General features: G+C 34.6%; 24 protein-coding genes. 2 read left to right on the top strand and 22 right to left on the bottom strand.

Annotation, left to right across the window (positions count from 1 at the left end):
- Nucleotides 1-301: 301 nt before the first annotated feature.
- From ACFFU9_RS03655 to ACFFU9_RS03645, 3 genes are all read right to left on the bottom strand, one after another.
- Entirely contained in the window at nucleotides 302-814 is a 513-nt protein-coding gene (locus tag ACFFU9_RS03655) for a pyridoxamine 5'-phosphate oxidase family protein (RefSeq protein WP_379860016.1), read from the bottom strand.
- Nucleotides 815-848: 34 nt separating this feature from the next.
- Nucleotides 849-1,166 carry a four-helix bundle copper-binding protein gene (locus ACFFU9_RS03650; RefSeq protein ID WP_379860015.1) on the bottom strand — a complete coding sequence of 106 codons (318 nt, stop codon included), beginning with the start codon at nucleotides 1,164-1,166 and terminating at the stop codon, nucleotides 849-851.
- A gap of 160 nt (nucleotides 1,167-1,326) precedes the next feature.
- On the bottom strand, nucleotides 1,327-1,884 hold the full coding sequence (locus ACFFU9_RS03645; protein WP_379860014.1) for a type 1 glutamine amidotransferase domain-containing protein: 558 nt from the start codon (nucleotides 1,882-1,884) through the stop codon (nucleotides 1,327-1,329).
- Nucleotides 1,885-2,108: 224 nt separating this feature from the next.
- Between ACFFU9_RS03645 and ACFFU9_RS03640 the strand changes: the two genes are divergently transcribed.
- Nucleotides 2,109-2,564 (top strand): arsenate reductase family protein, encoded by a 456-nt coding sequence (locus tag ACFFU9_RS03640; RefSeq protein ID WP_379860013.1) that lies wholly within the window; start codon nucleotides 2,109-2,111, stop codon nucleotides 2,562-2,564.
- Nucleotides 2,565-2,673: 109 nt separating this feature from the next.
- On the opposite strand, the gene ACFFU9_RS03635 is transcribed toward ACFFU9_RS03640, so the two are convergent.
- From ACFFU9_RS03635 to ACFFU9_RS03595, 9 genes are all read right to left on the bottom strand, one after another.
- On the bottom strand, nucleotides 2,674-3,702 hold the full coding sequence (locus ACFFU9_RS03635; protein ID WP_379860012.1) for a helix-turn-helix domain-containing protein: 1,029 nt from the start codon (nucleotides 3,700-3,702) through the stop codon (nucleotides 2,674-2,676).
- A 267-nt stretch (nucleotides 3,703-3,969) separates the two neighbouring features.
- Entirely contained in the window at nucleotides 3,970-6,567 is a 2,598-nt protein-coding gene (locus ACFFU9_RS03630) for an ATP-binding protein (protein WP_379860011.1), read from the bottom strand.
- A gap of 6 nt (nucleotides 6,568-6,573) precedes the next feature.
- Nucleotides 6,574-7,020 carry a response regulator gene (locus ACFFU9_RS03625; protein WP_379860010.1) on the bottom strand — a complete coding sequence of 149 codons (447 nt, stop codon included), beginning with the start codon at nucleotides 7,018-7,020 and terminating at the stop codon, nucleotides 6,574-6,576.
- A gap of 301 nt (nucleotides 7,021-7,321) precedes the next feature.
- Nucleotides 7,322-7,657 carry a hypothetical protein gene (locus tag ACFFU9_RS03620; protein ID WP_379860009.1) on the bottom strand — a complete coding sequence of 112 codons (336 nt, stop codon included), beginning with the start codon at nucleotides 7,655-7,657 and terminating at the stop codon, nucleotides 7,322-7,324.
- A gap of 176 nt (nucleotides 7,658-7,833) precedes the next feature.
- A complete protein-coding gene (locus ACFFU9_RS03615) occupies nucleotides 7,834-8,742 on the bottom strand; it encodes a mechanosensitive ion channel family protein (RefSeq protein WP_379860008.1) in 909 nt (302 codons plus the stop codon).
- A gap of 9 nt (nucleotides 8,743-8,751) precedes the next feature.
- Nucleotides 8,752-10,599, bottom strand: coding sequence for an SLC13 family permease (locus tag ACFFU9_RS03610; RefSeq protein ID WP_379860007.1), 1,848 nt, complete (start codon nucleotides 10,597-10,599; stop codon nucleotides 8,752-8,754).
- Nucleotides 10,600-10,708: 109 nt separating this feature from the next.
- A complete protein-coding gene (locus ACFFU9_RS03605) occupies nucleotides 10,709-11,356 on the bottom strand; it encodes an NADPH-dependent F420 reductase (protein ID WP_379860006.1) in 648 nt (215 codons plus the stop codon).
- 10 nt (nucleotides 11,357-11,366) lie between these two features.
- A complete protein-coding gene (locus tag ACFFU9_RS03600) occupies nucleotides 11,367-11,987 on the bottom strand; it encodes a nitroreductase family protein (RefSeq protein WP_379860005.1) in 621 nt (206 codons plus the stop codon).
- 174 nt (nucleotides 11,988-12,161) lie between these two features.
- Nucleotides 12,162-12,401, bottom strand: coding sequence for a DUF7218 family protein (locus ACFFU9_RS03595; protein ID WP_379860004.1), 240 nt, complete (start codon nucleotides 12,399-12,401; stop codon nucleotides 12,162-12,164).
- Between the two features lie 281 nt (nucleotides 12,402-12,682).
- On the opposite strand from ACFFU9_RS03595, the gene ACFFU9_RS03590 reads away from it, so the two are divergent.
- Nucleotides 12,683-12,868 (top strand): CsbD family protein, encoded by a 186-nt coding sequence (locus ACFFU9_RS03590; RefSeq protein WP_379860003.1) that lies wholly within the window; start codon nucleotides 12,683-12,685, stop codon nucleotides 12,866-12,868.
- A gap of 120 nt (nucleotides 12,869-12,988) precedes the next feature.
- Here the strand turns inward: ACFFU9_RS03590 and ACFFU9_RS03585 are convergent, their stop codons facing one another.
- The 10 genes from ACFFU9_RS03585 to udk all read right to left on the bottom strand — a co-directional run bounded on the left by ACFFU9_RS03585 (nucleotide 12,989) and on the right by udk (nucleotide 23,032).
- Nucleotides 12,989-13,900 carry a YihY/virulence factor BrkB family protein gene (locus ACFFU9_RS03585; protein ID WP_379860002.1) on the bottom strand — a complete coding sequence of 304 codons (912 nt, stop codon included), beginning with the start codon at nucleotides 13,898-13,900 and terminating at the stop codon, nucleotides 12,989-12,991.
- Nucleotides 13,897-15,255, bottom strand: coding sequence for a dihydrolipoyl dehydrogenase family protein (locus ACFFU9_RS03580; protein ID WP_379860001.1), 1,359 nt, complete (start codon nucleotides 15,253-15,255; stop codon nucleotides 13,897-13,899). Before ACFFU9_RS03580 ends, ACFFU9_RS03585 begins: the two co-directional genes overlap by 4 nt.
- Nucleotides 15,256-15,404: 149 nt before the next feature.
- A complete protein-coding gene (locus ACFFU9_RS03575; protein ID WP_379860000.1) occupies nucleotides 15,405-15,869 on the bottom strand; it encodes a hemerythrin domain-containing protein in 465 nt (154 codons plus the stop codon).
- A complete protein-coding gene (locus tag ACFFU9_RS03570) occupies nucleotides 15,859-17,052 on the bottom strand; it encodes a hypothetical protein (protein ID WP_379859999.1) in 1,194 nt (397 codons plus the stop codon). Before ACFFU9_RS03570 ends, ACFFU9_RS03575 begins: the two co-directional genes overlap by 11 nt.
- A 130-nt stretch (nucleotides 17,053-17,182) precedes the next feature.
- Nucleotides 17,183-17,914 (bottom strand): iron-sulfur cluster repair di-iron protein, encoded by a 732-nt coding sequence (gene ric, locus ACFFU9_RS03565; protein WP_379859998.1) that lies wholly within the window; start codon nucleotides 17,912-17,914, stop codon nucleotides 17,183-17,185.
- Nucleotides 17,915-17,964: 50 nt separating this feature from the next.
- The gene (locus ACFFU9_RS03560; protein WP_379859997.1) at nucleotides 17,965-18,399 is read right to left on the bottom strand and encodes an RrF2 family transcriptional regulator; all 435 of its coding nucleotides are present in this window, start codon (nucleotides 18,397-18,399) and stop codon (nucleotides 17,965-17,967) included.
- 100 nt (nucleotides 18,400-18,499) lie between these two features.
- Nucleotides 18,500-20,692, bottom strand: a complete 2,193-nt coding sequence (scpA, locus tag ACFFU9_RS03555) for a methylmalonyl-CoA mutase (RefSeq protein ID WP_379859996.1) — start codon at nucleotides 20,690-20,692, stop codon at nucleotides 18,500-18,502.
- A gap of 13 nt (nucleotides 20,693-20,705) precedes the next feature.
- Complete coding sequence (locus ACFFU9_RS03550) at nucleotides 20,706-22,103, bottom strand: methylmalonyl-CoA mutase subunit beta (protein ID WP_379859995.1); 1,398 nt, start codon at nucleotides 22,101-22,103, stop codon at nucleotides 20,706-20,708.
- Nucleotides 22,103-22,366 (bottom strand): FtsB family cell division protein, encoded by a 264-nt coding sequence (locus tag ACFFU9_RS03545; RefSeq protein WP_379859994.1) that lies wholly within the window; start codon nucleotides 22,364-22,366, stop codon nucleotides 22,103-22,105. Before ACFFU9_RS03545 ends, ACFFU9_RS03550 begins: the two co-directional genes overlap by 1 nt.
- Before the next feature lie 60 nt (nucleotides 22,367-22,426).
- Complete coding sequence (gene udk, locus ACFFU9_RS03540; RefSeq protein WP_379859993.1) at nucleotides 22,427-23,032, bottom strand: uridine kinase; 606 nt, start codon at nucleotides 23,030-23,032, stop codon at nucleotides 22,427-22,429.
- Nucleotides 23,033-23,046 lie beyond the last annotated feature (14 nt).

Raw genomic sequence — 23,046 nt, 5'->3', positions numbered from 1 at the left:
AAACACTCAAGGAATCCTTTTTCAATTAAAGTAACCCCACACTACAAGTAAATCGTAATCTACAATACTTTTTCTCATACCTGTTAAACTAAAACACCACTATTTCAACAAAGTGCGACATAACATAGGCCTTCACAGCACATGGAGAGATACCTAAGGAAAAATCGTTATCTAGTAACGGTCGTTTAAATTGATCCCTGAATTTCTATACGCATTAATATATCAATCAAAAAAAACATATAATTAAGGCCTTTTTTTTGTTCACTAACCCCTACTAATTAACCCCATATTATCATAATAATTAGTGGTCTTGTAAATCGATATGTCCCTTGTCTCCCATATTTGGTTGTTGCTCTGGTATTGCGCCCTTAACCAGTTTAAAAAAAGAAACTAATTTATTGTATTGGTTATCCCAATAATAGGCATTCTCCATATTAACATTCAACAATACCAAATTAGGGTCTTCTTTGCCATCAAACCAATTTCTCATCAACGGATTCCATAATTCATCCACTTTTTCCTGATCTACAATATGCGTGGCATTACCAAATATTGATATGTATTTTTGTTTTTCCTCATCGGAACACATAATTTGAACGCGGTTATCATAATCAACATCCTTAAAAAGACCACTTTCCTTTGATGTAAAAAACCACAAGTCGCCTTGAGCATCCATACTCTGAAGCGTCATGGGGCACACTGAAAATGGTATTTTATCCAACCGACTTGCCATCATAACAACTTTGGGTACCTCTATCAAATCCCTCATTTTTTGAAGGCCATCTTTATCTTTTGTAAAATCTTTATCGCTCATTCTTTTACTCTTTATAGTTTAAATATCTTATAATTTACGCTGCATGCTTGCGACACTCTTCAGCACAAACCAAGCAAGACGCGGCACAAATTTGACAATGCTCGTGATCATGTTCTTGGCATTGTGCTGCACACCATTCACAAATTTCCGCGCACAACTTGCAATATGCTTTAGTATATGGGCTATCGGCTATCATAAATTTAATGCATACTAAACAAGCCTCTACACATCCCAAACAACAGGCTGGGCAAGCGTTCATACTTTTTTTACCAGCCATTTGTACCAAACAATTTTGACAATCGATAAAGCATTGCTGACAGGCTTTTATACAGCTTTCATAATTTCGTATCATAGGTTTTTGTTTTTATATAGTACTCGTGTTTAAAAACAGGTATTCCATGCTTGGTTCCTTTTGCATATTTAGACTAGCCCCTATAAAGCTCCCAAGCACTAATCCTTAGGCAATTCTTATATGTATAAAAAAACGTTTATTAGAGGCAATGGTCAACATGCTAAACGTGTTGCCCATCGTGCCTTCCCTCTCGTACTTCTTCTATTATTTTACTGCAAAATGCGGGAAGATCATCTGGATTTCTACTGGTTACCAAACCATTATCAACCACAACTTCTTGATCGACCCAATGCCCTCCTGCATTTAAAACATCCCTTTTTATACTTTTGTACGAAGTCACCTTTCGGTCTTTAATTACTTCTGCACTTATTAAAAGCCAAGGCGCATGGCAAATTGCAGCCACAGGTTTTCCCTTTTTAAAAAACGCCCTAATAAAATTTAAGGCCAATTCATCAATACGTAAAATATCCGGACTAATAACGCCTCCAGGAAGCACCAATGCATGATAATCGCTTGCATGAACGTCTTTAAGGATTTTGTCTACCTCAATAGTATCTCCCCAATCGGTTTTGTCCCAGCTTTTAATATTTCCGTTTTTATTTGAAACGATATGTACGGTTGCACCTTCTCCCTTTAGGGCTTTTAAAGGTTCAAATAATTCTGATTTCTCAAATCCGTCCGTAGCAAGTATCGCTACCTTCTTATCTCGTAATTTCATTTTTATGATTTTTTAAATATTATTTTTTTTCTATTACTGAAATTAATAAAACAGGCAGGGCTTGATCTGCTCTAAAACACAGAATTTTAACTGGAAAGAAAAAGAGCCTATCCAGAGACGGAAGGAGGGATTTGCATCAACAATTTATCCTTTCAAATCAATAACTGAACATTTTTTTCATGAAGTTTGATTATAATAACATATTTTGTTTAAACATGAAAAACATGCCCATACTAGCACGCGATAAAAAACAAATCACCCTTATTTATAGTTCTCTGTCCCAATTAGGCAAACAAGTTCTTGGTTATGTACAAGCAGCAGATAAAAAAATTGAGACCATCGATATTGCCAAAGAAACCTTAAGTGGCACTATTTGGGTAGAATTGGCGGATAATTTAAATTTGCCCTTCCATAAAATTTTCGAAACAGATTATTTGCAAGAAAAAATAAACACGGAACAGTTTGCTGATTTTAACTCAGAAGATTGGATAAAAATTATTAACAACAATCCAGTGGTTTTACAGAAACCTATTGCCATAAATGGAGATAGGGCGATGGTGGTAACACAGCGCTCTGAAATTATGACCTTTTTTGGAGTGGATTCTGCCGGACTTAAAAAAACAATGAATCACCAAACACCTACAATTTCACCTACCACAGATGATGAAAGTTTTATATAAAACATAAATTATGTTTTATATAAAACTTAATGCCTTTTTCTAACTACTATTAGGACCATAAAAAAATCCGCTTTAAAAGCGGATTTTTTTCGGATTAAATTAACTAATACTATGCAGAGATAGCCATTAATCTTTGAGAGTCTTTATATTCTTTTGGACTGCAATTATACTTCGCTTTAAATATTTTAGAGAAATAACTTCTACTAGTAAAACCTATGCTATAAACCACTTCGGATATATTAAGGTCGGTATTTTTTATTAACTCTTCGGCCTTACAAACGCGTACGTCTCTAACATAGTCTGTAACTGTACGTCCATGCATCAACTTAAACCCTTCTTGAAGTTTTGAAGGTGAAATGCTAAATTGGCTGCACAGCTCTGTAATAGAAAGCTGTGCATCATAGTTATTTTCAATAAACACAGACGCTTCTTTAATAGCATCCATATCTCTTATTGATAATGAGCCCATACAGCTTTCTTGATTTTTCATATCATCAGTATGCTGCTGTATCTCTAAGGCAAGAATCATGTGCACCAATCCTTGTGTTAACAGGCTTCTTACAATACCATCTTGAGTAATGCTATTTAACTGTTGTATCTTTTCTGCAATTTTCAAATTATGTGAGCCTATGTAAACAAAATTACCTGGAGTTCCTTCTTTAAAAAAGGTTTGGCGCAATTTGGTTTTCAATTCGCCATTACCAGACAAATGCGTTCTATTATCTGTTTGAACCGTTATTAACGTGTTTTTTAAAACTTCATCTTTCTTAAAATATAGCACATTTACATCTTCTTCTTGACTGGTTAGAATACCGGTTTGAAAACTTTCTAATACTCTTTTTTCACCATCGATACCAAAACTGTGAGACAAACTTCCTTTTGAGCAATAAGTAAAGTAAATTGGATTTTTTTCTGTGGTGTGTATAGACAATATTAAATCGTCTGAAAACACCATATTGAATTCCAGATAAGAAATCCCTCCTTTTAAAGAAATCCCTTGTATTTTCCCTTTACCTATTTCATTCTCTATTTCCAAAACATATTCATTGGAATCTTGTTTTAATGAGCCACCTAAGCTTCTTTTTAATTGCTTAAACATGACCTCTATAGTATTTGATTTTAAATATGCTGTTTTCATGATGCTGTTTTTTTTAATTTCTCTTTACACAGTTTTATTTTTTATAATAAAACTACCGCTTATCGACTCTACAAATATCGATAGGGAATCCGCTTTACATGTTACACAATTTTAGTTTTATGTTATGTAACTTTTAGATTTGGAAATAAAAAAAATTAAAAAGCATTAAGAACTGATTAGGCTTTTGATACAAAAACAAGCCATAACTTACTCCATTAAAACATATTGCTTTCTTACAAAACACATTTGAAAAACAGTTTAAAAACCTTAGTCTGGTAAGTAAACGACAAAGGTAGCTCCTTTACTTTCTCTGCCTACAGCATAAATATAACCATTATGGTTTTCTATAATCTTCTTACAAATGGCAAGACCAATTCCTGTACCGGAATATTCGTTTTTTTGATGCAGCCGTTGGAATACCTCGAAAATCTTTTCTGCATATTCGGGATCAAAACCAATACCATTATCTATAAAAGATAGTTTATGATAATATTTATGCGTTTTTATAAAGGGCTCAACTATTTTAGTAGCCTCTATTTTTTCATATGTAATATGTATTATAGGAGTCTCTGCGGCATCTCTATATTTTATAGCATTAGAAATTAGATTTGTAAATAATTGTTCCATTTGAAACACCAAACCCTCTATAACAGGAAGCTTGTCTGAATTTATTTTTGCATCTACCTCGTTAATACGTGCGGTTAAGTCTTCCTCTACCTTCTCTAGCACCTCATTAAGGTCTAACTGCTCGAAATCTTCTTGACTGCTATCTATCTGGGAATAAGACAATAAGTTATCTATAAGAGCCTGCATACGCTCTACAGAGTTTTTAACTTTGTTGAAATATTCGGTACCTGTACTAGAAAAATTATCGCCTTCTTTATCCTGTATCCTAGAAATAAACAAACGTATTTTCCTTAAGGGCTCTTGAAGATCATGGCTAGACACGCGGTTAAAAGATTCTAACTCGGCATTAGAGCGCAACAATTCACGATTTTTAACTCTTAAAATTTCTTCTGTTTCAATGTTTTCGGTTACATCCTGCACCACGCCCACCATTATTCTTTCTCCGTTTTTTATAACGTCCTGACTATTGGTTCTTAAATGTTTTATTTCACCTGTTTTAGTTATAATACGATACATATGTTCTTCATGAACATTTGTTTCCATTATTTCCTTAAGGCGATCATCATAAAGAGACAGATCTTCATAATGTATAAATTCACGATATTTCTCCAGAGTCATATTAAACTCCTTAACATCATAGCCTAGAATACTATAAAAGTTATCTGAAATTTCAACTTTTCCTTTTTCGATATACCATAAAAAACAGCCAATTTTTGCAATACGCTCAGCATCTGATAAAATAGAATTTTGAACGGCAAGCTCATCATTCAAGCTTAATAACTGGGCTTCCTTTTGTTTTTCTTCAGTAACCTCTCTGGAAGTTACCGTAACCCCATCTCCTAATTTAATGGCAGTACATTGAAACCAATGTTCCCTACCATTTTTAGTATAAGGTACTAAGTATTCTACAGCTTTATTGCGTTCTATGGCATTAACCAGATGATTAAATATTACTGTCTCACTTATTGTGGGAAACGCTTTAGATACTAATTTATTTTTTAAATCATCTGGATTATCGCCTGTAATAGGATAAATCCTATCATTAACAAATAATATCTCAAAATCGACAATTTCACCATTTTCATCTCTAATACTTAAAAAATGCATCACCACATGCGAAATACTTTTAAAGATATTGGATAAAAGTGCTCGATTATCCAGCAGCTTTAAATTCTGATCTTCCAAACGTTGCTTTAATGCGAACTGTTCTTTTTTAGATTTCTCATCTGCTGTAGTGTTTCGCGATGTTACTAAAGCGCCAGTAGCCAAAGGGGTAACAAAAACATGAAACCACATAGCCTCATCATTTACATCCACCTGTTGACTAAAATTAGTTTTAGTTTGGTCTTGGCAACATGCTATCAATGCATCAAGTTCGCCATTCATTTTATACAACGCGTGTACTTCAGACAAAGGCTTGTCCATAACCTCATCAGGATCAAGCCCTAAATAATCCCGGTTACAAGCATTGGCAAATACGATTTTAAAATCGATTATGGAACCCTCTGCATCGTATATGGGTTCATAGTAATTTACTATGTTATCTGTTGTTGCTAAAACACTTTTCAAAAAGCCTTCTGATTGTCGGATACGGAGTTTATTACGATATATGCGTAAAAAAGAAACAAACGTAATAAATAAGGCGAAAAAGGCTAAAACCAATGAGGTGGCTGGCGCTAAATGTTTATGAGATAAGTATTTAGCTTGCCTAAGCTCCATTAAATACTCCTCCTCAGAAAGCATGCTTTTATTAATGCTACGAATTTGATATAATGTCGCATTTATTTTACCTGCTTGTGCATGCCTATATTGCAGGGCATCCTCTGTATTGCCTTCAAATCCTGAAGCGGGCAATAAGTAAAGTTGATCGTATAAAGTATTTAATAAAACTTTTAAGGAATTTATACGGCTTTGTTGCGAAACACTTTCTTGGGTAGACACCCTTAAACTCTCAATTATATTTGCCCCTTCCGATTTATAGGCTCTTAAAACCGTTTCAAAACTATCCTTATCGACTAGTTTTTCTCTAAACACTTCAGAATCTGCCTGAGTATAATGCGCAGATAAATCACTTAATATATTGTAAACTTTTAGGGTATGCGCCACCATATCAGCAGCTTGTTGCATGCGCATAATTTGTCTATAAGACATGCTTGCCATAAATAAAAGTAAGGCAAGACCAACAACCAATAAAATTATATAGGTTTTTGAGGAGGTATAAACACGTTTGAAATCCATAATAAACTAGTTACGGAATATAAAAGTCTCTTTCTTTAAATTTGAATTATGAGTTTCCAAATCTAGATGCAAGACCTTCTTTACCATATCCCGTAATTTACCAAAACTATTGGGCTTATTTACATAAATATTTGCCCCTTTCAAGAAAGCATCTTCAATATCCTTTTCTGAAGAGGATGTAGAATAAATGGCTATAAATAAATTTTTTAATTTAGGATTGCTTCGTATTTCGCATAAACATTGCATACCGCTCTTTTTAGGCATATTAAGGTCAAGAAAAATCAAATTAGGAAACTCTATTTCTGGCGACAGAAGATAATCCATTAATTCTTCGCCGTTGTTAAAAAGTTTAACTGCTGTTTGAATTTCAACCTCTTCCAAAGCTTCACAGAAAAACATTCTATCATCTTCATCGTCGTCTGTTAAAATAATATTCAATAAGGGTTTGTTCATGTTCTTTCTTTATTAAACTGGTCGCTAAACGGAGGTATTTCAACTTAAGTAACTTGAAATAAGCAGCGTTTTTTAAACCCTTGTTTAAGAGTGGATTTCCTTAGCTCTTATAAAGGCTAAAGATATACGTTTAATTTCAAAAACATGAAATTTATTTTATAGAATGAAACGTTTTATAACCTATTATTTTACATAGATTATAGAATAAGTTTTCATAATATTATAAAAGAAAACCCTCTTTAAAAACAATCACGACATTAAATCCCTTACCATTTTAAATGGTGCTTTTTAAACAAATCTTTTATTTGTTTATATTCTTTTCATCAGAAATATTAGCTTCGGGTATGCTGTTGAAAAAGGCCGAGGTTTCTGAATCGGCAGTAGGCCCATATGCCATTAAAAAAGTTCCTTTTTCATCTTGATTGGTTTCCAAAATATATAATATGGACATATCATCAGGGTTGCTCATCCCTTCATACCGATGTTCTGCTACAATATAAATATCTTTTGGAGTGTACTCTATTTTTGTAACACTATTGATAAGCAATTCATTTTTAATATAAAAATTGGAGATATAGCCTTTCTCCTTATATCGTTCTATATAATCTTTTTCGTGTTTTGCAAATTCATCTTCCATCGCTTTAATGTTTAAGGTTATACAGCACATAGACGAAAATTAAATAAAACAACGCTTCGTAAGGTACTGTGTTTTTAATATATCAAATGTGCAAAAAAACGAGCGATGAGGTTAACACAATTCGAACACCTTTTAACGCTATAACTTTAAAAGGATGAGTAATGAGATGATGTTTTCTAGTATTTAACATCTGCATCATCCTCTTTATTACTGTTTTTTTTAAAACTATCATTTTCGAAATCTAAAGTGCGTATTGGAAAAGGGATGTGAATCCCTTCAGCATCAAAATGGTTTTTAATAAGTTTTATCGCCTTGTGTTTGGCTATCTTTTCTTCTCTACTTTTTATCATATCAATCCAAAAACGGGTTATAAAATGAATAGAGCTTTCCCCAAACTCAGTAAAAAAAAACTCTACGATTTCCCCTTCTTCTTGTTTAAAATGTTCAGAAATGATTCGTGTTACCAGAGCTTCTATTTCTTGTAGATTATGCTTATAACTTACACGACAACTTACCACAATCCTACTCCGCTTACTTAAAGAATAATTTATAAACGAACTTTCTACAAATTTTGAATTGGGAATGATCACATAGTTATTATCGGTTCTTAGTAACGTTATGTTACGCAAGCTTATTTCTGATACAAATCCTTTTATATCATTAATTTCGATATAATCATCAATACGAATTTTGGGCATAAAAGACAATACTACGCCTCCAACCGTATTACTTAAGGTGCCTTGAAGCGCCAAACCTACCGCTAGACCAATTACTCCTGCTCCAGCCAGTACACTTGTTAACACTTTATTAAGATCTAACACCCCAAGTGACACAAAAAAACCTATCAAAATAACCATCACAAATATTATTTTTGAAAGGATGTCCTGTATGGATTTCTGAGTGATATGCAACAGTAAGACCTTTCGCAAAACACTTCTAATGCCACGAGCAATAAAGTAAAACAGGACCATAATTAATATAGCCAGGGCAATATTAGGCAGTCTTAAGATGATAGCATCCATCCAGCCGTCCAATTTATACCATAATTTATCTATAGCATCTTCTATCGAAAACTTAGTATCCATATTTAAGATTTATAACATTCTGGTTAGCAAAAAAGTGGCCGTTAACCATAATATGAGACTCAGGAAACCTCCTATCCATAAGAAATGCTTAAAGCGGTAATTGCCTATAGCATACACTAGAGTATTGGTTTGATACCCTACAGGTGTAAAGAAACTGAAATTTGAAGCAAACATAATGGCCAGGATAAAAGGCTTAAAATCCAAACCCATACCCTGTGCTACAGAAATAGCTATAGGCGTCATAATTATAGCTGTTGCGTTGTTACTAACCACACCACTCATAAGCATGGTGACTAAAAAAAGAGTTCCAATAATCACATAATGTGGCTGCCCGTTTAAAAAACCTAGTAGTTTTTCGGATATCCAAACATCTGCACCCGTATTATGCATGGCCACACCTAAAGGAATCATACCCGCCAATAAGAAAAAAATCTGCCAGTTAACTTTTTTATAAACGGTATTTAAATCTAGGTTTTTGGTAACTAACAATAGACATATTCCCGTTAAGGCACTTACCATAATAGATAATAAACCTGAAGCCGCTAGAGCAATTACAAGCAATAATATGAACAAAGAAAAATATCGTTTTAATTTAGAATTGTGATTAAGTTCGTTAAACTCCTGAAGCACCACGACGTTCTCCATAGAATCTAATGCATATAATTTTTCTTTTGAAATTTCTACCAACAAACGGTCGCCAGCTTTTAACTTTAAACGGTTTTTACTACTGCGCACCATTCTTTCATGATTGTTAACCAGCGTTTTTCTTTTTTTAATAGCAATAGGGATAACATCCTGTAACATAAACCCTCTTAAGTTCCCTAGGGTTTTTCCTAATAAAGAAGCGCCCGGGAGCATAAGCAGCTCTACAAAAACACGTTGATCAAAGCCTTGGGGCTTATCGTTATCTGCTTTGTTTTCATTTTCAGTATCACTATTTTCATCATTTTCTATCTCATCTGAGGTAGCGCCACTATCCTGAATGGTTAAGCTTTCGGATTTATTGATACGGGCTAAAGCTTCCAAATTACACATAAGCAGCAACTCATCGTCCACTTTTAAAGCAATGTATTTTCCCGGTGAGTTATGAGTATGCCCACTCCGGGTTAATTTCAAAATAGATACTTCTGGATTGTTATATAAAAAACTATCTTCAATTTTTTTCCCTATTAAATCGGAATCTTCACTTACGCGAACTTTAGTAATATAGTTTTCTATTTTATAGTCTTGGTTCAAGGTCTTATCTGTTCCCCAAGGCAACCAATGCAAAGCAATGGTAAGATAGACTATAGAAATTCCAAGAAAGATTAACCCTAAAATTGAAAACTCGAAAAACCCCAATTTTTCTGCCCCTAAATTTGTAGACACGGAATTGACTATCAAATTTGTGGAAGTCCCCATTAAGGTACAAGATCCTCCTAAAATACCAGCAAAAGAAATAGGCAGTAGTAGTTTAGACTGTGGTATGTTGTATTTCTCCGAAAGCTGATTTATCATTTTGATAAAAACAATCACCACTGCTGTAGTGCTAATAAAAGCAGAAATACTTGCAGTAACAAACATAAAAATAGGAGCCATAACTAATAGCGGCAAAGCCTTAATCTTGCCCATACCAGAGGTAAGCCAATGTATTACGCCATTCTCCTCCATAGCTACAGCTAATATCATGAGCGCCAACACCGTAATAGTCGCATTATTTGAAAAACCACTAATGCCTTCTTCTGGTGAAACCAAACCTAATAAGATAAGGGAGACGACAATAAGGAAAGCGACTTTATCGACAGGAAAAATTTCAAAAATAAAACACACTACTGTGCTTAGTAGGATTATAAACATCAAAATAATTTCCCAACTCATAAAACGTATTGTTATAGATATACAGTGCACCTATGGTAATGAAAAATAAAAACAAGACGCCATCTAGGCTAATGACTCACGTTATACACTTTCAATCTAAAAAAACAGTTTATAATCCGTATGGTTTTGTGGCATCTACCAAAGCTTTCAGTTCTTTTTGTTTGAGAGATTTGCCATAAATAGCTTGATTAGGATCCATAATATTTGAGTCTGACAGGTTTCCTACATACAGTGCATCAAAACCAATATCTTCTATAAGCCGCTTCGTTAAGGCCTTGCTTGCTTGATCCTGAGCAGCAAAAGGGATGCTTATCTTATTGGACTCCCGAAAGGCACCATCCCGCAAATGCTCTGCATAAATGGTATTAAAGGCCTTAGCCGTACTTGCTGTAGAAAATTTCATAGCTGTATATTCAGAAGCATTATAGTTTGCTTTTCTTACCTTTTCAGCTACTTCCCCGTCTCGTTCGGGGTAAGGGTTTGTGGCATCAATTATAACTTTATTACCGTATTCGCCCGCAAATTGTTCGGCAATCTCATCTAGAGCCTTAAAGGGTACCGCCAGCACATACACATCTGCTTCCGATTCGAAAGCATCTGTAACACTTACGGCTGTGGCATTCTCTCCTGCTTCTTTCACCAAACTATTTAGACTTTTTGGATGTCGTGACGAAAAAAGCACTTGATGTCCTGCTTTTGCCCAATGCTTTCCAAGATTTCCCCCTATATTTCCACTTCCTATAATTCCAATTTTCATAATCTTTTTATTAATATGATGCACTTCTACCATTCCAGCTTTCTTTAAAAGCAAATTCCTTTAAAGGCATCCTTTTACGTTGTTCAGTTTCTTGATCCCTTAAGGCTTCTGGTAAGTCTTTAAGCTCTCCTCCATAATACCCCATCGCCACAGCAGTGGCAATATGGTAGCCTTCTGGAACACTAAAAACAGCTTGTGCTTTTTTCCAATCTACCCCTGCCATATGGTGCAAAGCAATTTCCATATATTGCGCCTGCACAGCCATACTACCCAAAGCAAGTCCTAAATCGTGAAGGGCGTGAAAGTTTTCTTTTCCATCATCTGTTTTCTCCTTATAAGCCGTTAACATTAAAAGTGGTGCATTTTTAGCCCATGTTTTATTGAAATCGCTTAAACAATCAAAAATAGCTTGGTAAGCATCTGTTCCTTTTTCTGCGTAAATAAAGCGCCAAGGTTGTAAATTATTTGAACTAGCAGACCATCTTATAGCCTCAAAAAGCTGATTTAAATGGTTTTTATCTATAGTTTCACTTTTAAACACCCTAGGACTATAGCGCTGTCTTAAAAGCGCAAAAATATCATGTTCTGTATTCGCTATATTATCTAATCTAAGTTGCTCTCCTTCTGTCATTTTTTACACCTATTTTTATTGTCTAGATTAGAATAAATACAGCTTCTAACCCTTAAGAAAATTTTATATAAAACTACTTCATCTATAGCCATGTTATTAATGCTAACAAATAAATTATTAGTTCAGATGCAATAATACCCTGCTATTATAGTCGTTTTTATGATTACAAAACCTTTAGTTGCTTCTTAAAGCTTTAATAAGTGTCGCTTTATCCATTTTAGAGCGGCCTTCTATACCCACATTTTTAGCTTGTGCGTAAAGCTCTTTTTTTGTCCAATCTTCATAAGGCTTTGCTTTTCCTCCTTTTTTTCCTGCATCTGGCGTATTTGCTATTCGAGCAGATTTTTCTTTACTATAGCCCTGATTACGCAAGGCCTCGTATTGTGCTTCGTTTTTTATTCTATTATCAGGCATAAGGTTTTATTTTGAAATAAAAATACAATACGATCATATGAGTTCTTAATCCATTCCATGATAAAATTAATGGTATTGGTACCATTAAAGAACCGTCCTTTACTGCTTAAAAAACTCCTTTACAATTAATTTACACAAAAACAAGACCTCCCTAAATGGGTTAATATCTGATTTAATAAGACTAAGAACAAGAGCGGATATATCTTAGTTTTGAAATAGTACAAAGAAAAAAAAGACGTTTAATCATCTATCTTTTTATGATAGGTATAAATCTAAAAATTATGAACAAAGAACAGTTAGAAGGCAAATGGAACCAAGTAAAAGGAAAGTTTAAACAAAAATATGGAAGTCTTACTGATGACGACACCACTTTTGCAGAAGGTAAATTTGATGAAATGTTAGGAAGACTCCAAGAAAAAACAGGAAAGACAAAAGAAGACTTGGAAAGAGAAATTAAAGAATGGTAGAATCCATTTTATTATTTTATAATTCAATTTATATTCGCACCTCAATTTTTAAAATTGAGGTGTTTTTTTTTATAATAAAAAGAGTTTGTTGCACAAGACTTAAAAGGGGAAAATTAAAGATTAGGCTTCTTCTTTCTTATCCGTTTTGTAACTGGATTTTATACCCAAGCCATATCTTTTTGAATAGACCCAAGTGAATTCTGCTCCAAAAAACAAAATTAAACATGAATAAGACACCCATAATAATATAAGCACAATGGTACCTGCTGCGCCATATGTTGTTCCTGGACTCGCCTTACCAAAATAAATACCAAGTAAAAACTTACCTAGCACAAATAAGATAGAAGTAATAAAGGCACCGATCCAAACCGTTTTCCATCTAATTTTTACATCAGGTAAATATTTAAACAATAGGGCAAATAATACCGTTATAATACTTATAGAGACAACTATATCGATAATAAAAGCAATATAAATGATAACCTCAGGTAGGAAGGTTCTTATATAATCGTTCAATGTGGATATAACGGTTGTGATAATAAAACTTACAAGTAAAAGAAAACCAATGGCTAAAATAAAGGCAAAACTTCTGGCCCGATCTAACATCATCTTTAAAAAACCTTTGGATGTGTCTGGTGAGATTTCCCAAATCTCATTAAGAGAAAGTTGTAAATGATAAAACACCCCTGTTGCGCCAAAAATTAAGGTGCCGATACCCAATATGGTAGCCAGTGTACTTTTATCATTATTTTGGGTTTCAATCATCATGGTTTTGATGGATTCTGCAGCATCACTTCCTAAAGCACCCGAAATTTCATTGGTTAATTTACCTTGAACGATATCCACCCCCCATACCGATCCTACAACATTAATGATAATAACCAGTAAACCCGGTAAAGAAAGCACAGCATAGTACGCTATTACTGCACTAAGCCTAAAAGGTTGATTGGCATCCCAAGCGACATACGTATCTTTTATAAGAGCAGGCAAATGCCGTATTTTAAATTTTTCTGAAGAGTCGTGATCCGTCATACTGCAAGCATGCTTTTTATATCATTAGTCCACGAAGGGTATGTGAAAATCATTTTTTTAAGATCATTTGCGGTTAATTTCATGTGTATTGCCATAGCAAATAAATTAATTGTTTCTCCAGCATGCGGCCCTAAAAGATGCGCACCTACTATTTGATTTGTACGTTCGTTTAACAACACTTTATAAGCATAATGACGCTCTCCTATACGCTTTGCATTATACCAATGCGGTACTGATTGATAATTTACGATTACATTTTTATAGCGTTTTTTGGCTTCAAATTCTGAAAGCCCCACCGTAGCAAGGTTGGGAAGCGTAAATACTACAGAAGGCACCTCTGGTGTTTCTATTTTTGTTTTATTTCCATAAATAATATTGTCTGCAACAATAATAGACTCTGAAACGGACAACGGTGTAAGCGGCAAACTATGGTCTGCAACGTCGCCACAAGCATAAACATCTGGATTTTCCGTATTTTGCATATAGGCATTCACTTTTACACCCGCTTCTGTAAAAGCAACTAGCCCTTTTTCCAAAGCTAAATCCTCTATAGCAGGAACCCTTCCTGTGGTATTAAAAACCATACGGGCTTTAATTGTTTTATTTCGCGCTCCACTTTTGTAGTGTACTTTATAATTTTTATTCAATTTTTCCAATTCCAAAACCTCAGCATTATAAATAAATTCAATACCTAAAGCTTTAGATGCTTTTACCAATTCTGAAACCAAATCTTGATCGAATGCATTAAGGGCATGGGCACCTTGTTCTAGAATCGTGACTTTACATCCAAATCGCGCCGCTATATGAGCAAACTCCAAACCAATATATCCCGCACCTAAAAACAAGATACTTTTAGGCCGTTTTTTTAATTCAAGAAAATCATCACTCGTTTTTAAAAACTCTTCACCTTTTATATTTAAAGTTCTAGAAACCTGACCAGTTGCTATTACAATTTTTTTGGCCTGAATGGTTTTGCCTTCTACAGAAAGTGTATTGGAACCTAAAAATTTAGGCGATTGATGATACATTTCAATACCCAAACCCTTTAATTTAGCCTCTGTTGATGCTGGTATTTTTTTAGTAAAAGTTTTTTTAAATTTTTGAAGTTTTTTCCAATCTAACTTTGGGTTTTTAGCTATGCCTTTACCTCCAAGATTATGGCTCATCTGAAAAACTTCCGTAGGTCCTAAAAGCAACTTCTTAGGGTCGCAGCCCCTATTGGCGCAAGTACCACCATACTCACGGTTATCGGCTATTGCTACTGTTAACCCTGCTTCTACACAGGCCTTAGCCACTAATTGTCCGGCAGTACCCGTGCCTATAACAAATACATCAAAATTCTTTATTCCTTCCATGCTCTAAAATTAGAATTTTAAAGAGTAGAAGCATGTTCTGAATCATGTTAATTTTAACTGTAAAAAACAAAAAACTCATATAAAAAACAAATCGATGTTAATTATAATTGCAAAACGTTCATGGTAGGGCTGCCTATACTAAAATACCTTTATTTCCAAAATTCATCCTCAATATTATCTACGAAATCATGCTCTTGATGTACCTCTTCAATTAGAGCCAACTGATTTTCTGTAGCTATTTTTTGTATTTCTGGAAATAGCACGCGCTCTTCAAAACGAATATGTTTATCTAGTTCTTCTTCTATTTTACTTAATCTTTTAATATCGTCACTTTCTTCTGTAAACAAACGTTTTAAGCGCCTATGGTCTGCCAAAGCCCGTTTAACCAGCTCATGGTCATCGTTTAAAATAGTAAAAATATGTGCTTCTTCAATTTTAAAATGTGGTATTAAATGATTTTCATAAAACCAATCTGCATAACGCTTTATACGCTCGGGCGCTATGTTTTTGCTAAATCCAGAACGAATTTTCCAGGACAAGAGCAAACCATGGTGATGTTCTCGACTTAAAGGCTGTAATGCTTTATGACGTTTTTGAGGTTTTTTATCGGACATGTGTTTTTGTTTTTAAAATATTAATAATAATGAACGCTATTCCTAAAGGTAATAATATGCTAAATAGGAATAACAACAAATAATAGCTCGGCACAATCCCCATTCCAAAGTAAAACATAGCGCCTTGAACGATTAAGAGCAACTCTGTTGCTATAAAACCTAGAATAAAAATAAAAATCCCGAGGGACAATAAGAGGTTAAAGGTAACCAATCTGCTTTGCAACAGAAAACCAAATAGAAAACCTGTAATAACCCCCAACATGATTAAATGGATAAAACCGATTACTAAGTTTCGGTGCTGATAAGCAATAGCTGCTATCTCTGGTATTAAAGAAAAAGACTGTAACACCGTTTTTAAAATAAAACAAAAAACAGCAAAACTATATATGTAAATAGTGAGCTTTGAGTTTTTTTTATAGAGTTGAAGGGGATAAGGTTTTATAAGCTTTAAAAAAAGCAACAAGGCATATAATTGAATCAAGGTTCCAATACCATTGATCCATAGTAACAATATGTGCGGAGAGAACCAATACACAGGCAATGCCATAGTCAATACGGTAGAAACAATTAAAAGTTTAAAGAAAAGCCTAAACTGTTTTGAATCTTTAAGTCTTAAAACATGGAAAAAAATAGCGATTACTGCGATTAAAAACCAACCATTAAATTGAAAATGTAAAAAAAACTGAATCGCTGTTTGATAAAATGCCGATGCTTGCCCCAGCATCGATACCGCAGGCCCCAAACACCAAACCCCAAAAGTAGACAGCACCATAAACAACAGTGCCGTTTTTAATAAATATTCGGTAACTACCGATTCTGTTTTACAGTCGTTCCATATAAGGTACACAAAGTAGTAGCTACATAAAATATGCAAGGTTGAAAATGATATAGAAATTGCTGCATAACCTTGAAAAGGAAAGCTAAGCATCATCCCGATTACTGCAAATTCTGTAACCCAAAATAAGCGATTATAAACAGGTTTTTTTTCTGGAACAAAATGGTGTACAATAAGCGCATAAAGCATTAAGTATAACCACCCCAACATGGCAATATGCGAATGTGCATGTATTAAAAACCGATAATTGAACTGAATGGTACCAATAAACGAATAACGCAACACCAAACCCATTAAGGCTGCAATTAAAAAATTAAATAAGCACGTTAAAACAAGTTTTTTCTGCATGTATAGGTCTTTTCAAAAGATAGAGATGTTAAAGCTTATTTCCTGAATAAAAAATTCCAGAAGCGCTACGTCTTCTGGAATTTAAAAATACAAAAATAGATGCTAAGCATTTCTTATTTTCTAAATAAGTTTAACTGAACTGTTGTTCTAGCTTAATAGCTTCTGGGAATAAAATATTATTTTCCAGATGAATGTGCAAGTGTAAATCTTTTTCAAACTCCTCTAACATAGCAAATGTAACTCTGTAAGTATTACAAGCATCTGCAGGCGGATTATAGTTATTTGTTAACTCTGCAATTTTTCTAAAACGTTCGCCTTCATTTTCATGTTCTTCCATCATCATCGCTATAGGGTTTCCAACAGTTCCAAAATGAGGAGCTTCTATAGCGCTTCTATTTAAGTTGGCAGCAACCATTTTTTTAACAAACGGAAATAAAATAAGCTCTTCCTTTTTCATGTGAGCCGCCAGTTCTCCGGCACAACCGGTAAACAACTCATTGATTTCAAATAACTCTGGATGTCTTTCGCCATGTACTTTGCACAACTTATCTAAAAACTGGCGTAATACCGGCGTTTTTTCCTCTACATAGCGGTGATGTTTTTTCTCGACATAATCTGCCAATAAATCTAAAGGCCATGATTTATAGTCTATCGACTGGTTTGCATTCGAATTTACGGCTGCCTCTAATTTATTCAGCAATTCATTTGTATCTATTCCCTTTTTATCACAAACTTCTTCGATAGTTCTGTGTCCTTTACAGCAAAAATCGATACCGTAGTTACTAAATACTGCTGCAGTTCTAAAATCGTCTGCTACGAAATGCCCTATTTGTTTTTGAGCGCCTTTATTTAATGTTTCCATAGTGTTGTTTATTTCGGATGTTTTTATCCTATTTATAGTCAAATTTTTTTTTAAATTTTCAAAAAAGATGTGCCAGATGTAATGTTTTTTGCCAATTCTTCTAGATTTGTATTTTCAAGCATATATTTAAGTTCATCTCGAACACCTTTAAATTTATAATGTACGGGGCATGGATGGTTTTCATCACATTTTTCCAATCCAAGGCCACAGCCTTTATAAATACTGTCGCCATCAATAGCATTCACGATTTGTGATAATTTAATATGGCTAATATCTTTAACATCGATTTCGAAACCACCATACGCCCCTTTTACAGAATTAACAACGTTGTGCTTTACCAAGGCTTGTAATATTTTAGCTGTAAACGCTTGTGGCGAATTTATTTCTTGGGCAATTTCTTTCGGGCTAACCCGTATCCCTTCATAAGATTTGGTTGCGATAAATATCGTTGCCTTAATTCCGTATTCGCAAGCTTTTGAAAACATATCTTATTTTTAATTTAATACAAAAATATCACAATATTTTAAAACAGACAAATTTATCCGAATTAAATATTAGTTAATTAAACATTCAAATATTAAGAAATTAATTAGCTCTCAATATCTCTAAAACAGTAATAGCGGTTTGACTTACTTTTGTTCCTGGACCAAACACAGCCGTTACTCCAGCATTGAATAAAAACAGATAATCTTGTTTAGGGATTACACCTCCCACAATTACCAAGATGTCCTCACGATTATATTTTTTTAGTTCCTTTATAACATCTGGCACTAACGTTTTATGCCCCGCTGCTAAAGATGATATTCCCAAAACATGCACATCATTTTCCACCGCTTGTTTTGCAACCTCTTTTGGGGTTTGAAACAGTGGTGCAATGTCCACATCAAAGCCTACATCTGCAAAACCAGTTGCCACTACTTTGGCTCCCCTATCATGCCCATCTTGTCCTAGTTTGGCAATCATAATACGAGGGCGTCTTCCTTCTTGTTCAGCGATAACATCTGCTAGCTCTTGAGCTTTTATAAATGTGCGGTCGTTTTTAATTTCTTTACTATACACACCCGAGCATGATTTTATATCTGCTTTATAACGCCCGAAAACCATTTCTAATGCCCTACTTATTTCACCTAAGGTAGCCCGTTCACGAGCGGCCTCTACTGCTAAAGCTAATAAATTTCTATTACGCGTCAAACATAAGTCTTTTAAATCTGTTTTTGGGGGTGTTTTAGAATTAGAAGAATTAGTGTTTAATGCCATTTTTGCAGCTTCCGTTAAATTAAAAAGTGCTTTTTCTACTTTTTCATGGTTACGGGTTGCTTTTAACCTCGTTAATCTTTCTAGCTGTGTTTTTAAAACCCTTTCATGATCAACCTCTAGTGTTGCCATGTGCCGCTCTTCGTCCAACACATACTTATTAAGCCCCACGATACCATCCACATTAGAATCGATCCGTGCTTGTTTTTTAGCTGAAGCTTCTTCAATTCTCATTTTCGGTATACCCGCTTCAATAGCTTTGGTCATTCCTCCCAATTCTTCAATTTCTTTAATTAGCTTCCATGCTTTTTGTGCTAAATCATGGGTTAGGCGCTCCACATAAAAACTTCCTGCCCAAGGGTCTATCGTTTTGGAGATTTTAGTTTCTTCTATAAGAACAAGCTGTGTGTTTCGTGCTATACGTGCAGAGAAATTTGTAGGCAAAGCAATAGCTTCATCCAGCGCATTGGTATGCAAAGATTGTGTCCCGCCAAATACTGCTGCGGATGCCTCAATACAAGTTCTTGCAATGTTATTAAAAGGGTCTTGTTCCGTTAAACTCCAACCAGAAGTTTGGGAATGGGTTCGCAACATTAACGTTTTTTCGTTTTTGGGTTTGAAGGGTTTTATCATTTTTGCCCACAACATCCTTGCCGCACGCAATTTGGCTATTTCCGTAAAATGATTCATGCCAATGCCCCAGAAAAACGATAGTCTAGGCGCAAAGACATCGATATCTAATCCAGACTCCAGTCCTTTCCGTATATATTCTAAACCATCTGCCAGCGTGTAAGCTAATTCAATATCCGCTGTGGCACCTGCTTCTTGCATATGGTATCCAGAAACACTTATACTATTAAATTTAGGCATAAGCTTACTGGTATAAACGAAAATATCCGAAACGATTTTCATTGAAGGCGAAGGTGGGTAAATATAAGTGTTACGCACCATAAACTCCTTTAAAATATCATTTTGAATCGTGCCTTCCAAGTGTTCTGGCTTTATGCCTTGCTCTTCTGCTGCCACAATATAAAATGCCATAATAGGAAGTACTGCCCCATTCATGGTCATGGACACACTTATTTGATCCAGTGGAATCTGATCAAAAAGCAGTTTCATATCTTCAACAGAATCTATAGCGACACCAGCTTTCCCTACATCGCCAACCACACGCTCATGATCGCTATCGTAGCCGCGGTGGGTTGCCAAATCAAAAGCAACAGAAAGGCCTTTTTGGCCTGCTTTTAAATTGCGTTTATAAAAGGCATTACTCTCTTCTGCTGTAGAAAACCCGGCATACTGACGAATTGTCCAAGGCCTCTGCACATACATGGTGCTGTAAGGCCCACGTAAATAAGGCGCGATACCTGCAACAAAATTAAGATGATTTAAATTTTCAATATCATGCTTTGAATAGCTTTTCTTCAGCATCATATTATCAACAACCTGAAAACCAGAATCATTTTTGTCCTGGATTTCAATTTCTGATTTCAATTTTATATGTTGAAGATTTTTTCTTGCCATTACCCTACTTATTTTAAGCTTCCTTTTTTAATCGTTTTTGCTCTAAAGTTTCCGACAACCGGTTTTCTATAATAGGCTCTATTAAGGTTTTCCTTGATTTTATTTTCACAAATGGATACAGTTCTATTTTAGCTTTCATAACATCTGTTGGGTTTATGTATTTATTGCTTCCCACTAAAACCTCTTCTCCTTCATCAAACTGTTTTTGCTCTTTAGCTGCACTTTCTTTTATCTTTCTTTGAATGGTCCCTACTTTCAATTGCTTTAGAAACCCTCCACTTAATTCTATTTCTTTAAATAACAAAAGTGCTTTCTCTGCCAATTGCTGGGTTAAGGTTTCTATATAATAAGCCCCATCTGCAGGATTATCCACTTTATCAAAATGGCTTTCATGTTTTAAAATAAGCAATTGGTTTCGTGCAATACGCTCTGAAAACTCATTGGTTTTATGATACACACTATCAAAAGCTAAGTTAATAATCGTATCTGCCCCTCCAACCACAGCGCTCATACACTCGGTTGTCGTGCGAAGCAAATTGGTATTATAGTCATACAGTGTTTTGTTTCGTTTGGTTGGAGTCGCTATCATATGACAAACCGTATCTATATGGTATTCTGAGGCTAAGGTATTCCAAAGCAAACGCAATGCTCTTAATTTAGCAATTTCAAAAAAATAGTTTGTTCCTACGGCCACATGAAATGTGCAAGATATCTGGTGTTTTGAATCTTGTGCACTAAGCTTTTTATCAAGAACATTCAAATACTCATTGGCATGCGCCAGAGCATAGGCCAATTGTTGCACCATATTAGCTCCCGCATTTTGATAAAGCGCCATATTAACATTAAAACTCTTGGTAGCTTGAACAATAGCTACAAACACCTGAAAGTCATCATTTAAAGTATTGAACCAATTACCATTTTTTGAAAGATGCCCAATAATATCTGTTGAAATATGGATGTTATGAGAGCCCGTTTTCACCCCGTGCCCGTGTTGATAAGTCATTATCTTTTGAACATATTCATAAGATAAAAATTGCAGTTCGAAATATACAGAACTCGTGTTTAAATCTATCCCTATCAAAAGGTCTTCTATTGAAATACTTTCGGAAGGCAGTATAAATAAAATGCTATCGGCCCCTTTTTCTATGCTAATTAAGGCTTTTTTATTAGATCTAGCAGCATCGGCCACATATATGGGTTGACAAACGTTCCATCCCGTTCTTTTAGAGTAGCACGTACTTGATTGCGCATTAAGGTCCTCCGCAGTATAAAATGGTTTTACAGCAATTCCCTCATGACTTTCCCAAATGAGCGTGCTGTTATAGTCGGCCCCCTTTAAGTCGAACTGTATTTTTTGTTTCCATTGTTTTCCAGAAACCGCATCAAAAGCATCAAAAAGGGAATTATCCATTATTTGTTTAGATTAATACTGTCTTCGTATTCAATAATAAAAATTTCTTCATTTTCCCGTTTCATATAATAATACTCTCGGGCAAATTTTTCCAAGCCTTCTTCTGTCGTTAATTTTTTAAGTGCTTTCTTATCCTTTTCTATTTCTTTTTCATAATAAGTCTTCTCATTGTTCAGGGCCTCTATATTGTTGTTCAGCTCGTGATGGATAAGCCAGGAATTAGCATCGAAAAACAACATCCAAATCACAAACAATGTCAGCATAAGGACAAACACATTTTTAAAGGGTTTAAAAATCTTTTTTTTATTAAAAACTGGAGCCATTTATAGTTTTTGAGTTATAATATTCCGAATAATGTCTATCGCCACCATATTATATTTATTATTAGGGACAATCATATCTGCAAATACTTTAGTAGGCGCAATAAATTGATCGTGCATAGGCTTTAAAGTGCTTTGATAACGGGTTAACACATCGTCTAAGTTTCTACCCCGATCGGATATATCGCGTTTTAAGCGGCGGATTAAACGCTCGTCGCTATCAGTATCTACAAATAATTTGATATCAAACATATCCCTTAATTCGGGATGGGTCAATATTAAAATTCCTTCAACAAGCATTACTTTTTTAGGATGCGTTAAAAGGGTTTTATCTGTTCTATTGTGTGCAACAAAATCATACATCGGTTGCCCTATCGATTTGCCTTTCTTTAAATCTTTTAAATGCTTGACCAGTAATTTAAAATCAATGGCATCGGGATGATCGAAATTCATTTCAGATCGTGCGTCTAAACTTAAATAAGACAAATCATTATAATAAGAATCTTGAGAAATAAGTCCTACTTCTCCATTGGGCAATTCGTCCATAATGTGATTTACAACGGTGGTTTTACCACACCCCGTGCCTCCAGCAATCCCTATAATAAGCATGATTATTGTTTATT

The sequence above is a fragment of the Mariniflexile ostreae genome, from assembly GCF_042427585.1.
GTDB lineage: Bacteria > Bacteroidota > Bacteroidia > Flavobacteriales > Flavobacteriaceae > Pseudalgibacter > Pseudalgibacter ostreae.
The sequence above is the reverse complement of the archived record's forward strand: the minus strand, read 5'-3'. Positions and strand labels throughout refer to the sequence as shown.